This window comes from Sphingomonas sp. Leaf9 (assembly GCF_001421355.1).
Taxonomy (GTDB): domain Bacteria; phylum Pseudomonadota; class Alphaproteobacteria; order Sphingomonadales; family Sphingomonadaceae; genus Sphingomonas.
This window is the reverse complement of the sequence record NZ_LMKC01000003.1, coordinates 335,418-349,851: the sequence shown is the minus strand read 5'-3', so window position 1 is coordinate 349,851 and position 14,434 is coordinate 335,418. Positions and strand designations below refer to the sequence as shown.

Below are 14,434 nucleotides of genomic sequence, written 5' to 3'. Positions count from 1 at the left end.
CGGCGGGGGAGCGATCCCCCGCCGTTTTTCGTTTGGGCCGGCAGCGCCCTACATCTTGAACCCGTACCGCGCATATTGCCGGTCGACCGTCGGATCGATCCGGCGCGCCAGCACCAGGTCGGCCGCCGCCTCCGCATCGCGCTGCGTTGCCCTGTAGACGGCCGCACGCAGGTAGAGGCTGTTGGCCATGTCAGGATCGGCGGCCAGTACGGTATCGAGGTCGGCCAACGCCTCGGGATAGCGCCCCATGCGATACCAGACCAACGCCCGGCTATCGAGCGCCTGCAGCGTATCGTCGCTCAGTTCGATCGCCTTCGTGCAATCCTTCAGCGCCGTGTCGAGCATGACGTTGCGCGTTCCCTTTGCCCAGCATCGCCCGTTCAACAAGGTGGGCGTGCCCGGCTTGGCGGCGATCAGCGTGTCGTACAGCGCGATCCCCTCCTTCGGATCACCGAATTCGCCGAGCAGTTCCGCCTTCTTCTCCCGCAGCGACACCCGCGATTCGCCGCCCGCCGCGATGCGTTCGTCCAGCAGGATGATCGCGCTTTTCAGGTCGCCCATCTCCGCACGGGTTTCCGCCACCGCTTCGATCGCACCTTCGGCTGCGGGATCGAGGGCGCGCGCGCGTTCGGCATCGGCCAGCGCCGTGGCAAGATCTCCCAGATTCGAGTGCACCCCGGATCGCGCCAGATAGAGTTCGACCGTGGGTTCCTTCGCGATCACCTTGTCCAGATCGGCCAGTGACGCGCGATAATTGCCGATGCCGGATTCGAACGCGGCCCGGCTCTGATACCCGCTCATCTCGTCGGGATCGGCGGCGATCGCCTTGCCAAAGATGGCGCGGATCGCCTGCACCTGGCTCGATTTTGCCAGTGTGGCACTGTCCAGCGTCCAGCGGCGCGGCGTGTCGACCGGTGCGACGACGCGCGGCACATTGGCCTTGGCGGTCGCCACCGCGTCGCGTTCCGCCGCGATCCGCGTTGCCGGCACCTCGGCACCGGTGGCGTCGAAGCGCTCGTCCATGGCGATCGTCCCGCCCGTCAGCCGCGTCGTGCGCTTGACCAAGAAGCCTGCCAGCCGCTGGTCGGTATCCGCCGTCCCCTCCAGCGTGAAGCCGCGCCCGCCATCGGGCAACTTCACCCGCACATGCCGCTCCAGGCCGATCGGCGGGGACCCGGCAACGGGAATGGCGTTCCAGTCGGGCCTGCTGCGGTCGGGTGCGAAGTTCATGTCGGCCAACTGCCCGCCCAGCGACCGCTTGCGCCGCCGGTCCTCAATGCTCCAGTTCGTGGTGACCACCCCCTTCGCGCGCACCACCACATCGCCGCTCGCGGCATCGGGCGTGATTGTGCCGTCGGCGAACTGCCCCTCGCCGACCGCCTGCTGCAGGATGGTCGAGATCAGGTCGCGCTGTTCGTTCGGCCCGATCAGGCTCTTCGCCGCGCGCAACTGCGCCGCCATCGGGCCGTGCGTGACCATCGTCACCTCGATCGGGCTGGGCAGGTCGAGCGCGCTGCTCTCGTCCGCCACGATCGTCACGCTGGCGATCGGGCGGGCATTGGGATGCGTTTCGATCAGGATCGGCGTCGCGCCGGCCGCACGGATCGGCAGGACATAGCCGACGCCCGGCGTGTCGCGGATGTCGGGCAGCCGTGCGTTGCTGCCCGTCCCGTCCAGCCACAACACCTGCCCATCTATCGTCGCGCGCACGAAGACATGGTTGAATGCCGCAGCACTCGGCAACCGCTCCGGCACCGCGTCGCCCAGCCCGATATTGGCGACCACCGGCTCCGCCTCGATCCCCATGGCGTGCAGCATCGCCAATAGCATCAGCGTCTTTGCCTTGCAGTCGCCGTAGCGTACTTCCCACGTCTTTGCAGGGGTTTGCGGCACATAGTTGCCGCCATCCATCCCAACCGCGAGATAACGGATCTTGTCCTGCACCAGCTCCAGCGCACGCTGCGCCCGGCCGATCGGGGTCGCGTCCGCCTTCTGGATCGCGGCAACCTCGTTCGCCAGCGGGCTGCCCGGCGCGATCAGCCCGTCGGTCTTGTACAGCGGTACGAACGTCCGCGACACATCGGCCCAGTCGGCAAAGCTCGCCACCTCGATCAGCGGCGGCCGGCGATAGCGTGCCGGTGCATCCTCGGGCATGTCCTTGGGCTTAGGCGCGGGCATCGCGAGGGTCAGCTCCGTCAGGTCGCCCTTGCGCACCGGCGTCGCGGTCACGCCGTCCGCCAGGATCTTGTATTTGGGCGCGCTGTCGCTGGACCACAGGTAGCGTACCCGCCCGGCCCCGATGCGCAGCGGCAGCGCGGGCAGCGGCACCACGTCCTGCACCCGTCCGCCCAGCGCCGGATCGCGCCCCGTGACCGAGAAGCGCAGATCGAGCTGATCGCCCACCTCCAGCCCCTCGACCGCCAGCGTCGCGGTCAGGATACCGGTCAACTCGCGCTGCTCCAGCGACTGTTCGCGGCGCAGGACCGTGAATTTCTGCCCCTTGGCCAACAGGTCGATCCGCTGGTCCCCGCGCAGGATGGTCAGGCCATGGATGATGAGGTCGCCCTTGTCCGGCGCCCATGGCAGCGTCAGCGTCGCCGCCTGCGACAACAGCTCCGCGCTCGCGATCCGGGTGCGCTGATGGACATAGGAGGTCAGCCGATCGCCTTCGATCCGCTTCTGGAAATCGAGCAGGACCAGTGGCGGCAGTTCGTCGACCGGCGTCGCGGGGATCGCGGGCGGCGCACTGACCCATGCGGGTGCCGGCTGATAGAGCGGCGTTTCACTCGCCCAGGCAAGCGCCGGCAACCCCGCCGCCGCCAACGCGACCGCCTTCACCACGGCAAAACGCTTCACTCGAAATCCCCCCGACACGCGGCGGCCCCCGCCGACTTCGCAAAGGTCTATCGACCCGCTGCCGATTGTCGAGCGCTTTGCTCAGAGCCCCGCTTTTCCTCCGCGCTTCGGGCAGTTAGGCTGCGGGAAAACGAACAGGGAGTGGAGCGGATGATCGACCGGCGGACCATCTTGGGCGCGAGCCTGGCGTTGCCCCTGGCGGCAAAGGCGGCGGCCCAGACGGCGCAACCGACGCCGGGCAGAGAACGCCTCACCCCCTGGCCCCCGCGCGAACATTTCCGCCTGTGGCCCGGCCGCGCGCCCGGCGCCCGCGCGACGCTGCCGACCTATGCCCCGTCGATGAACGGCCGCCCCGACCTGCGCGAACTTTGGCTGCGCGGCGTGTCCGATCCGGTGGTCGGCGTATTCCGCCCGGCCCGGCCCAACGGCACCGCCGTCCTATCGATCCCCGGCGGCGGATACGGCTTCGTCTCGATCGAGAATGAGGGGATCGACGTGGCGAAGGCGCTGAACCCCGCCGGCATCACCGTCTTCGCGCTCGCCTATCGCCTGCCCGGCGAAGGCTGGGACAATCAGCAGGACGTGCCGCTGCAGGATGCGCAGCGCGCGATGCGGCTGATCCGCGCCAATGCCGCGCGCTATGGCATCGATCCGGCGAAGCTCGGCATTTGCGGCTTTTCGGCGGGCGGGCATCTGGCGGGATCGTTGACGGTCGCGCATGACGATCCGGTGTACAAGCCGATCGACGCCGCCGACCGTCAGTCGGCGCGACCGGCCTTCACCGGCCTGATCTATCCTGTCACCAACATCGCCGCGATGGCCCGCGAAGGCTCCGGCCAGCCCGACGGGCCGATGACCGTCTATCGCCGCTACAATATACCCATGGGGGTCACGCCGCAGACGCCGCCGGTGTTCCTGGCGCATTCGGTCGACGATCCCGTCTGCCCGGTCGACCAGTCGCTGGAAATGCTCGCCGCCTGCCGCCGGGCGAAGGTGCCGGTCGAGGCGCATCTGTTCGAACGGGGCGGCCATGGCTGGGGGGCGCTGCATTCGCCGATGGACAGCCCGCAGCGGCTCTGGACCGACCTATTCCGGCGCTGGATCGCCGAACGCGTCTGACACCAAGTTACCGTCACCCCGGACCCGATCCGGGATGACGGTAGCGCGAATTACCCGAACAGCCGCCGGGCACTCCGCTCCAGCATCACCAGCTGCCACAACGTCCGCCCATGCTCCGCCCGACCGGCGCGATGTTCGGCCGCCAGCCGCTCGATCGCGTGGGGGTCAAACCACGTCGCCAACACCGGCGAGCGCGCCAGCCCCGCTGCCTCGTCCGCCAGGGTCCCACGAAACCACGCGCTGACCGGCGTCACGAACCCCATCTTCGGCCGGTACAGGATTTCGCGCGGCAACCACGGCTCCAGCGCCTTCTTCATCAGCCATTTGCCCTCGCCGCCGCGCAGTCGCAGCTTCGCAGGCAGCGTCGCGCAAAACTCGATCAGCCGATGGTCGAGCAACGGCTCGCGCGCCTCCAGCGCCACCGCCATGCTCGTCCGGTCGACCTTGGTCAGGATATCACCCGGCAGCCAGTGGCGGAAATCGGCGTACTGCGCCCGGTCCAGCGCATCGCGCGCCGGCGCCTGCCGCATCGCCGCGACATAGCGTTCCTCGCCGCGATACCCGCCCAGCTGCCGCGCCATCGCCGCCCCGTACAAGCCCTGCCGCACTGCCGGGGTCGTTACGCCGACCGCCTGCGCATAGGCTTCGTCGCCATCCTGCGCGAGCGCCAGCAGCGTCGTCTTGGCGCGGAACGGGCGCGGTGCCCAGTCGGCCTTGGGATAGACATCGCCCAGCGCGCCGAACACCGGCTCGCGCAAGGACTGCGGCAGCAGCGAGCGCACCCGCTCTTCCGCCGCATGGAATTTGTACCGGCGATACCCGGCCAGCGCCTCGTCCGCGCCATCGCCCGACAGCGCGACCGTCACCCGCTCCCGCGCCAGCGCACAGACCTGATAGGTCGCCAGCGCCGACGCATCGGCAAAGGGTTCGTCGAACGCCGCAACCAGCGTATCGATCAGCCCGAAATCGTCCGACCGCACCGTCCGCACCGCATGGTCGGTGGCAAAGCGCCCCGCCACCAGCCCGGCCGGGCCACGCTCGTCATGGCCCGCTTCCTCGAACCCGATGGTGCAGGTCTGCACCGGCGAGCGGCTCGCCTCCGCCATCAACGCGACGACCGCCGACGAATCGACCCCGCCCGACAGGAACGCGCCCAGCGGCACATCGGCGACCATCCGCGACCGCACGCCCTCGCGCATCCGCTCGACCAGTTCGGCCTGCAGATCGCGCGTACTACTCTTGGCTCGCTTCGAAAAGTCGACATCCCACCACTGTACCGGCTGCGGCACACCGCGCCCGCGCTCGATCAGCAGGAAATGGCCGGCGGGCAGCTTCTTCACCCCCGCCACGATACAGGCGTCGTCGGGCACATAGCCCAGCGCCATATAATCCTCGATCGCCGCCACATCGGGCGTGCGCCGCACCAGCGGATGGGCAAGCAGCCCCTTCAGCTCCGACGCGAACGCCACCGCGCCGTCGCCCAGCTCGACATAATGGAGCGGCTTCACCCCCATCCGGTCGCGGGCGAGGAACAGCGCCTGCCGCCCCGCATCATGGATCGCAAAGGCGAACATCCCGTTCAGCCGCGCCAGCATGTCCGGCCCCCATGCGACCCAGGCGTGGAGCAGCACTTCGGTATCGCCCTGGGTACGGAACACCGCGCCCTTGCCCTGCAACTCGGCCCGCAGCTCGGCGAAGTTATAGATTTCCCCGTTGAAGCTGATGACGAACTGTTCGCCCGGCAACGCCATCGGCTGCGGACTGCCCGCGACGTCGATGATCGACAGCCGGCGATGGCCCAGCCCCACACCCGGCGCAGTCCACACGCCGGAACCGTCGGGGCCGCGATGCGCCTGCACATCGGTCATCGCCGCAATCCGCGCCGGATCGACCGGCTTGGGTTGGGCGCTGTGATAGAGGCCGGCGATCCCGCACATCTCAGCGCATCCCCGCCGCGTGGTCGGCAATCGCGTCGATCGGCCCGGCCGCCTTTAGGAAATCGGCAATCGCCTGCCGCGGGGCATTCCCGTCCTTGCACGCCGACAGCAGCACCGCGACCCCGCGCTGCGGCCCGCCGAGCAGCTTCGCCTTCAGCGTCTCCAGCTTCACCCGGTCGGCGCTACCTGTCGTGACCGACCCGATCCGATACCAGGTCGCGACCTCACGCTCGACCGGGCCGGGTGCGGCCATGCGCAGCGACGCGCTGCCGGCGATCGGCGCGGTGTCGGCGATCCGTACCCAGCGGTCGTTCTCACGAATCGCGCCTGTTCCGAACCCTACCAATTCATGCCCCTCGCCCTGCCAACCATAGACCGCGACGACCATGTCGACGCTGCGGCCCCGGCTATCCCCATAGCGCCCGATCAGGAAATGGTCAGCGCCCGGAAAGTTCGGCACCCACGGCTCGCCATCGACCGCTACCCGCTGCCACCCCGGCACCTGCGGCAACTCGATCTGCGCCGGCAGGACCTGCGCCCGCCGATCGACCACCCAGCCCCATCCGGCAAAACCGACCGCCACCGCCAATGCCGCCGCCGCCGCAATCGACCGATCGGCCGCGCGCATCGGCATCGCCTGCACCACGCCCACGTCGAACCACGCCGCATCCGGATCACGGTCGAACCAGCGCCACCCGATCGCCAGCACCCCGGCCATCGTGATAGCGAAGAAGACCCAGCCATAGACGACATGGTCGAACCCGGTCGCCGCCTCGACCGAGGTCAGATGGGCGGCGTAGATCGTTCCTGCCGCACGAATGCCGTTGGCGATCACCGGCACGACCAGCGCGACGGCCATGAACGCCACCCGCCGCCCCCACGCGACGTAGCAGACATTGGCGACTAGCATGCCGTACGCGACCATGGCGATGACGAACTTCGATCCCGAACATGCCTCGGCCACTTCGAAATAGCCGTTGGGGATGGTGATCAGCACCCCGTCGACCGCCGCCGGCACGCCCAGCAGGTGCAACAGCGGCATGGTCAGCGACACCGTCGCCGATTGCAGCCAAGGTTCGAGAAAATCGCCGAACGGCACGAGGAACACCATGTACGCCAGCGGAAAGGCAATGCCCCGCGCCACCCGCGCACCCAGCAGCGTGACCACCACCCCCTGCAACATCGCGACCAGCCCGACATGGCGGAACAACGCAACCGCCGCCGCCTCCCCGACCAGCCACACCGCGCCACCGCCGGCAACGATGGCCAGCCCCGGCCACCACGCCTGCGGGGTCAGCTGCGCCAGTTCCCGCCGCCGCTGCCATACCAGCCAACCGATGATCGGAGGCACAAACAGGCAATGGCCATAGGTAGTCGAATTCCACCAGATATCGGCCATGCCGGCAGCATCACGGTGAAAAATCGCCAGCAGCGCCACCCAGACGCCACCCAGCGCCAGCAACGCCCGCCGCCATGCCGGGTCGATCGCGACGCGCGGCCGCTCGAGCGCCATGCTGCTCATGCCAGCCCCAACAGCCCGGCGAGCGGCGCCAGTCGCGCCTCCCAGCCATAGCGCGCGATCGTCCGCGCCCGCGCCGCCTGTCCGAGCGCGTCCGCTGCCACCGGATCGGCCAGAACCTTGCCAATCTCCTTGGCGAATCCGGCTGCATCTTCGGCGACACGGATCGTGCCCTGATGGTCGATCCCTTCCGCCGCCGCGACCGAAGCGACCACCGGCCGCGCCATCGCCATCGCCTCCAGCACCTTGTTCTGGATACCGCGCGCCAGCAGCAGCGGCGCGACGACCACCGCCGCAGCCGCGATCCAGCCGCGCACATCGGCGACCTCGCCGGTCACGACCACCCGTTCGCCCGCCAGCGCCCGCACGGCAGCGGTCGGACTGCGCCCGACGATCGCAAAGCGCGCTTGCGGGATCAGCGGCAACACCTCACCCACGAACCAGCGCACCGCCTCGACATTCGGTCGATAATCCATCTGCCCGGTGAATACGATCAGCGGCCCGGCCGCATCGACCGGCACGACGCTGGCGGGGTCGAAGAACGCCGTATCGATCCCGTTCTCGATCGCAACGACACGATCCGCCCCCGATGTCCGCCGGAACAGAGCAGCCTCGGCTTCGCTCACCAGCAGCGAAGCGCGCGCCCGGCCCGCGACAGCCGTCTCGAACGCCGCCAGCTTACGCGCCTCGCGTCGCATCATCCAGCGCATCGGCCCCTTCGCATCATCGGCATAGGCCGCAAACTTCGCCGAATCCATGTCCACAAAGTCCATCACGAACGGCAAATCAGCGGGCAGATACTGCGCCATCTGCCCCGAATAGACATAGACCGCAGCATAATGCCGCGCGGCCATCAGCTCCGCCACCGCGCCCCGCATCGCCGCACTGTCGAACGCCGCCTCCGACACCGTGCGCCCGCTCGCCAGCGCCTCGACCGCCGCCCGCGCATTACCCTTGGTCCGGGGCAGCACCTTCACGCTGGCGCACCACTGCCCCAGCGCGTCCTCATGCCCCATGTCGCGCGGATCGTCGGCGAAGGTCGCCAGATGCACCCGGCCCAGCCCGCTCAGATGCCGCAAAACATGGTGGCTGCGCACCTTGTCGCCACGATCGGGAGGATAGGGAACGCGGTGGGCGAGGAACAGGATGTCGCTCACCCCAGCCCCTTCGCAATGAACGGCCCGACACGATTGGCGACCGCGAGCGGCAGCTTCTGCCACGCCGCGATCTTCAGCCGGTATTTGGGGTTCAGCGGGCTGGCATCGCGCGGTGCCGCGCCATCGGCGGTCCAGGTCGGGTAACCCAAAGGCTCGCCGACAAAGCCCCAATTCTTCTTGTACGCCGCCGGCCCGGTCCCGACCTTAGACCGCCCGAAATCGAACGCGGTGCAGCCTTTCGCGCGGGCATGGCGCATCAGTTCGAAATACATGCGTTCATTGGCCCGCAACCCCCGCGCCGCCGCCGTGCCCCCGCCCCAATAGGGATAGACCGTGCCCCGCCAATACACCGACAGGACGCTCGCCACCGCTTCACCGCCATGGCGCACGGTCAGCACATCGGCGTCCGCGCCGAACCGGCGGATCACCTCGGCAAACAGCGCCTTGGGAAAGACCGGCGTACCGAGGTTACGCACCGACGTGCCATAGACCCGGAAATGCTCTGCCAGCGCCCTCCGGTCCCGGCCGACCGCCACCTCGAACGGCTCGGCCAGCGCCTTGCGCACATCCGCCCGCTGCTTGCGCGGGATCGCCAGCAATTCGGCATCGTCATCGCCCGCCAGCGGCCGCACGAACCCGACATAGCGCGTGTCGTCCCATGTCCAGCCCGGCCCTTCGATCGGTACCCCGCCGCGCATCTCGATCGTCGGGCACTTCAGCTCCCGCGCGACCTCGACCGCCGCCGCCGCCAGCGCCACGCCCGCCGCCGGATCACTCGCCAGCACACCGCCGCCCACACCAAAACCGGTCGACACCAACGCCGCCCCGAACAACGGAGAGCGGACATGCGTCAGCGGCACGATGCCCTGCAATGCACCACCGGCCTCGGCCAGCAGCATCCGGAAATCCTGCCCACAGCCCGCCGCCGTCGCCTCGCCCCACACGGGCAGGTGAAAGGGAGTTCCCTGGGGATGCGCCGCGACGAACGCCTCTACCGCCGCACGCTCCGCCGGATTGGCCAGATCGGCCCGCCGGACGACGGTCACAACGAAACCGCGCGCTCGGCGACGATCCGGTCGGCCCGGCCCCAGTCATGGTGCGCCATCAGCCGTTCGAGCTTCCCCGCCATCGCCCCCAATCGCGAATAATGCCGCACCTTCGACTTCAGCGGTGCATTCCACACGCGCGGCTGACCGGGGTCGATCTCCCACGGGTGGAAATAGAAGATCGCCGGATGTGCGTCCGCACGGTTGCTGCGCACCACCGCATCCTCGACCACCCGGTTCGGCAACAGCCGGAAAAAGCCCCCGCCCGCCGACACTTCGCGCCCCAGCACCTTCGCCAGCGTGATCGGCCATTCGATCAGGTCCGATCCCGCGACCGGCCGGTGCAGCATCCGCGGCGCATCCACCCAGCCATAATGGTCATGGGCGATCGGCGCGACCGACGAGGAATAGGCATAGCCTTCCTCCGCCAACACATCATGCGCCCACGGCGTCCGCCGATCGATCGAGAAGCTCGGCGCGCGATACCCCGTCACCGCCTGCCCCCCGGCGTCTTCCAGCGCTGCCCTGGCGCGGGCCAGATCGGCGCGAAATTCCTCGGCGGTGAAGGTAAAGACCCGCTTGTGGTCCCAGCCATGGCTCGCCAGCTCATGCCCGCCATCGACGATCCGCCGCATCAGCGCCGGAAAGCGATGCGCCACCCAGCCGAGCGTGAAGAACGTCGCCTTGACCCCGCTGGCGGCGAACAGGTCGAGCACCGCATCGGTATTCGCCTCCACCCGACATTCCAGCGCGTCCCACTCGCCCCGGTCGATGACCGTTTCGAACGCGCCTACCTGGAACCAGTCCTCGACATCGACCGACATCGCGTTGCGCATGGCAGGGGGCACGCCGCGTTCAGCCGGCGGCGCGGATCGACGACAGGTCGGGGCGGCGCTGCTCGCCCTCCACCCAGTCGACCAGCAGCGTCAGCACCCGGCGCAGCGCCGCATCCTGGTCCTCCAGCCGTTCCTCCAGCGCCGCGATCCGCGCGACCAGCGCCTCGCGATCGGCCGTATCCACCGGCGCGAGCGCGGGTGCATCGGCGACAGCCGCACTCCAGCTCGGCGCATCGACCACCGACAGGTGGATCGGGCGCGGCGGCATCGGTGGCGGCGGCGGGGTCATCGGCAGCGGATCGGCGTCGACGATCGGCATCGCCTCGGCAACCGGCGCCGCCTCGACGCGAGCGGCAGGCTCAGGCGCAGTCGCCCCCATCCCGTCGCCGTCCAGATCCTCGATCACCTGTTCGATGTCCAGCGATCCGAACTCTTCGATCCCCTCGATCGCGCCATAGAGCAGCACGCGCCCGGCCAGCTGGTTCAACCGGCGCGGCACGCCGCCCGACCAGCGGTGCAGCGCGGCCAGTGCGTCCATGCTGAAGCTCGGCGTGCCGTTCCACCCGACGACCGCGAGGCGGTGTTCGAGATACGGCCCAACCTCCTCGACGCCCATCGGGTCGAGGTGGTGCATCGCGATCACCCGCTGGCGCAGCTGCTCCAGCCGATCCGACCCGTGCAGCCGCTGGCGAAATTCCGGCTGGCCCAGCAGGAAAATCTGCAACAGCGCATAGCCGCCCGCCTGAAAATTCGACAGCATCCGCAGCTCTTCGATCGACCCGACCGGCAGCGACTGCGCCTCGTCGATCACCAGCAGCGTCCGCCGCCCCGACCGCGCGACATTGTGCAAGCCCCGCTCGATCCCTTCGAGCAACTGTGCCTTGGTCAGCCCGTGATGGTCGACGTCGAGGCCTGCGGCGACCAGCCGCAACAGGTCGTCCGCCTCGATCTGGGTCGTGACGATGCGGATGACGTTCAGCCGTTCGGGATCGATCGTCTCCATCAGGTGACCGAGCAGCGTCGTCTTGCCCGTCCCCGGATCGCCGGTGATGACGATGAAGCCCTCGCCCTGGCTTAACCCATAGCCCAGATACGCCATCGCTTTGCGATGGGTGGCGGTGTCGAACCAGAAGGCCGGATCGGGCGTCAGCTGGAACGGGCGACCGGTCAGGCCATAATGATTGTCGTACATCATCGTCTCCAATGGAGGGCTTGTACCCGCCAATCGGTTGAATGTTCGTTTAAATCGGGCGAATTTACCTTGTTCCGTTCCCGGCCGGTAGGGGTAGCCGCCTGCACGAACGACGTTGGCGATAGACTCGCCCACCCCTCCGTCACCCCGGGCTTGACCCGGGGTCCCGCTTCTTCTTCGACGGCGGGTAAACAGCGGGCCCCCGGATCAAGTCCGGGGTGACGGTAGGAAATTCTACCTGTCGAACCTAGAACCGGAACCCCACCGCCAGCAACGCCTGCGCGATCAAATCCGACTGGCTGCGTTCGACATCATAGCCGTACACGCCGGCGGTAAGGCTGCCATAGGCCCGGCCGAAGCTGCGATAATAACCGCCCTGCGCACCGCCGCCCCATGCGTCCAGCCCGCCCTCGATCCCGCTCGCGAAGTAATTGGCGTACAGGTCGGCGCTGACCGACGACCGGCTGTCGAGCGCCCATTGGCCGAAGCCCTGGACATAATAGCTCTCGTCGCGCGTGCGATAGATGACCGCACCCGGCACCGGCGGGACATAATAGCGCCGGCTGGCATAGCCCGCGCCCAGCCCCAGCCGGGTCGGCCCACGCGTGATCGAATAGACCGCATCGATCCCCTGCGCACGGAACGTCGCCGCACTGACCGACTGGAACACCGGGGTCAGGCAGCCACCGGCATTCGACGCGCCCTCGGGCGTCACGCCGCCACCGAACACGCACCCGCCATAGCGCGCACCGAACGGGTCCTCGCCGCCGATGTAATTGATCGGCAGCTGCGACAGCGATCCGGTCAGTTGCCGCCCGAACGTGGTCACGCTGTCATATACGCCGACCTGCACCGCCGATGCCGGGCTGACCTGCCATTGCAGCGACCCGGTATAGCTCATCGCCCCGTACCGCCGCCCCAGCCGCGCCTCTAGCGCGGTGCGCGGGGACGGCCGCCATAATACGCCCGCGTCCCAGATGATGCCGTCGGTGTCGTACGCGATGCGCGGTGCCGATGCCGGATCGGTCACGAACCGCCCCGCCCCATCGGTCACCGGAATATTATTCGCATCGACCAACGGATCGCGCTGCGTCACCTCGATCTTTTCATATCCGACGCCCCCGACCGCGGCGAGGGTCGGCGTGATCGGCAAAACCGCATCGACCCGGCCATACGCGCCCTCGAACTTCTGGTCGAGCTGCCCGGCATCCTCACTAACCCATGCGCCCGACACGGTGAAGCCTATCGGCAGCAGCGTGCCCGCGCGCGTGCCGGCGCTGGCCATCACCAGATGGCTGGTCGCCTCGTCATAATAATCCAGCCGCCGCTGGCCCGGTGCCAGGTTGACGACGCCCGGCGTCTCCGCCTTCACATAGCCGAACTGATAGGTGCCGTTGACCGCGAACGGCCCGACCCGCGTATTGATGCTCGGCCCGGCGTACAGGCCATAGACCTGCGCGGTGTTGACGTTGCTGGCATTGACCAGCGAGCCGAAGCCTCCGCCGCGCGTATCGCCCTGCGCCCGCGTGGCGATCGCGCCGCCCTCCAGGTTCAGCCAGCGGGTGATCTGCACATTGGCGCGCGCCAGCCCCGAATGGACGTCGCCGCTGCCGAAGTTATCGCCCCAGTCCAGCAGCCGCTGATACTGGTAATTGGCCTGCACCTGCACCCGCTGCGTCGTGATCGTCGCATCGACCCCGGCGGTCAGCTGGGTAAAGGTAACGACGTCGCCATCGTTCAGATCGGCGAGCAATGTCTGCCCGACCTCGACATAGGGCGACACCTCGACGCGCTGCGCCAGCGCCGGGCTTGCCGACGCCACGACCGCCACCGGCAGGGCCACCCACCGCATCATTCCTGATCCTGCCCGTAATAACCGAAGCGCGCGCCCTCCGCCCGGTACGTCGTCGCGTTCAGCAGCAACTGGATATCGTCGCATCCATCCAGCAGCGCGACCGCTTCGCGCAGGTCGGATTCGCTGCTGCGGTCGGCGCGGACCACCAACACCGTCTGCCCGACCAGCGACGCCAGCACCGCCGCCGGCGATGCGGCAAGGGCCGGGGGCGAATCGAAGATGACGATCCGGTCGGGATCGGCGGTCAGCAGCCGCTGCATCACATCCTGCGCATGGTCGCTGCGCAGCAATTCGGTGTCGGCATTGGTCCGCTTGCCCGCCGGCAGCACCGACAGCTGCGGCACGTCGGTCGGGATCACCAATGTCTCGACATCGATCGCCGGATCGCCCAGCGCGTCGAGCAACCCCTTGCCCGCCGGCAGGCCTAGCCGGTCGAGAATGTCGGGCTTGGGGAAATCGGCATCGACCAGCAGGATCTGCAGGTCGCGTTCCGCCGCCAGCGACAGCGCAAGGTTGATCGCGCAGAACGTCTTGCCATCGCCCGGCTGTGCCGAACACACTAGGATCATGCGCGCGGCATCGGGATCGCGCTTCTCGATATCGGCGGCGGTGGTCAGCAGCTGGCGCTTCACCAGCCGGAATTCCTCGGCCAGCGCGGTAACCGGGCCGCCGGGCACCAGCATTCCTGCCTCGGCCAGCATCTCGCGATCGATCCGCGCCGGATCGACCGGGCGGATGCGCGCGGACGGCATCTTGCGGGGACTCGCCTTGGCAACCGGCGGCACGACCGGCGGCGCCGGCGGCAGGTCGGGCATGGCGACCGGCGGCAGGTCGGGCTTCGGCCCCAGCTGCCAGCGATCCGCCGCGCGCTCCAGCAACGACGCGCGTATGGCCCGGTGCGATTGATCGTTCACCTT

General features: G+C 68.5%; 10 protein-coding genes. 1 reads left to right on the top strand and 9 read right to left on the bottom strand.

The window, feature by feature from the left end; all coding sequences use genetic code 11:
* Nucleotides 1–48: 48 nt before the first annotated feature.
* A complete protein-coding gene (locus tag ASE58_RS09500) occupies nt 49–2,856 on the bottom strand; it encodes a DUF3857 domain-containing protein (RefSeq protein ID WP_235513552.1) in 2,808 nt (935 codons plus the stop codon).
* Nucleotides 2,857–3,006: 150 nt separating this feature from the next.
* Between ASE58_RS09500 and ASE58_RS09495 the strand changes: the two genes are divergently transcribed.
* Nucleotides 3,007–3,975 (top strand): alpha/beta hydrolase, encoded by a 969-nt coding sequence (locus ASE58_RS09495; protein WP_055820368.1) that lies wholly within the window; start codon nt 3,007–3,009, stop codon nt 3,973–3,975.
* 50 nt (nt 3,976–4,025) lie between these two features.
* Here the strand turns inward: ASE58_RS09495 and ASE58_RS09490 are convergent, their stop codons facing one another.
* The 8 genes from ASE58_RS09490 to ASE58_RS09455 form a co-directional block, all read right to left on the bottom strand.
* Complete coding sequence (locus ASE58_RS09490; RefSeq protein WP_055820365.1) at nt 4,026–5,912, bottom strand: XrtA/PEP-CTERM system amidotransferase; 1,887 nt, start codon at nt 5,910–5,912, stop codon at nt 4,026–4,028.
* 1 nt (nt 5,913) lies between these two features.
* A complete protein-coding gene (gene xrtA / locus ASE58_RS09485; protein ID WP_055820363.1) occupies nt 5,914–7,434 on the bottom strand; it encodes an exosortase A in 1,521 nt (506 codons plus the stop codon).
* A complete protein-coding gene (locus ASE58_RS09480; protein ID WP_055820360.1) occupies nt 7,431–8,588 on the bottom strand; it encodes a TIGR03087 family PEP-CTERM/XrtA system glycosyltransferase in 1,158 nt (385 codons plus the stop codon). Before ASE58_RS09480 ends, xrtA begins: the two co-directional genes overlap by 4 nt.
* Entirely contained in the window at nt 8,585–9,634 is a 1,050-nt protein-coding gene (locus ASE58_RS09475) for a FemAB family XrtA/PEP-CTERM system-associated protein (RefSeq protein WP_055820358.1), read from the bottom strand. Before ASE58_RS09475 ends, ASE58_RS09480 begins: the two co-directional genes overlap by 4 nt.
* Nucleotides 9,631–10,470 carry an XrtA system polysaccharide deacetylase gene (locus tag ASE58_RS09470; protein WP_200909330.1) on the bottom strand — a complete coding sequence of 280 codons (840 nt, stop codon included), beginning with the start codon at nt 10,468–10,470 and terminating at the stop codon, nt 9,631–9,633. Before ASE58_RS09470 ends, ASE58_RS09475 begins: the two co-directional genes overlap by 4 nt.
* 19 nt (nt 10,471–10,489) lie before the next feature.
* Entirely contained in the window at nt 10,490–11,662 is a 1,173-nt protein-coding gene (locus ASE58_RS09465) for an ExeA family protein (RefSeq protein WP_055820352.1), read from the bottom strand.
* Nucleotides 11,663–11,909: 247 nt separating this feature from the next.
* Entirely contained in the window at nt 11,910–13,517 is a 1,608-nt protein-coding gene (locus tag ASE58_RS09460) for a hypothetical protein (RefSeq protein WP_055820350.1), read from the bottom strand.
* Nucleotides 13,514–14,431, bottom strand: a complete 918-nt coding sequence (locus tag ASE58_RS09455) for an AAA family ATPase (protein ID WP_055821054.1) — start codon at nt 14,429–14,431, stop codon at nt 13,514–13,516. The genes ASE58_RS09460 and ASE58_RS09455 overlap by 4 nt, the downstream gene beginning before the upstream one ends.
* Between the last annotated feature and the right edge of the window lie 3 nt (nt 14,432–14,434).

Excerpts from the sequence above, each read along its gene's own strand:
- ASE58_RS09495 (WP_055820368.1), top strand. The coding sequence starts at position 3,007 with ATGATCGACCGGCGGACCATCTTGGGCGCGAGCCTGGCGTTGCCCCTG.
- ASE58_RS09465 (WP_055820352.1), bottom strand. The coding sequence starts at position 11,662 with ATGTACGACAATCATTATGGCCTGACCGGTCGCCCGTTCCAGCTGACG.
- ASE58_RS09470 (WP_200909330.1), bottom strand. The coding sequence starts at position 10,470 with ATGCGCAACGCGATGTCGGTCGATGTCGAGGACTGGTTCCAGGTAGGC.
- xrtA (WP_055820363.1), bottom strand. The coding sequence starts at position 7,434 with ATGAGCAGCATGGCGCTCGAGCGGCCGCGCGTCGCGATCGACCCGGCA.
- ASE58_RS09460 (WP_055820350.1), bottom strand. The coding sequence starts at position 13,517 with ATGATGCGGTGGGTGGCCCTGCCGGTGGCGGTCGTGGCGTCGGCAAGC.
- ASE58_RS09490 (WP_055820365.1), bottom strand. The coding sequence starts at position 5,912 with ATGTGCGGGATCGCCGGCCTCTATCACAGCGCCCAACCCAAGCCGGTC.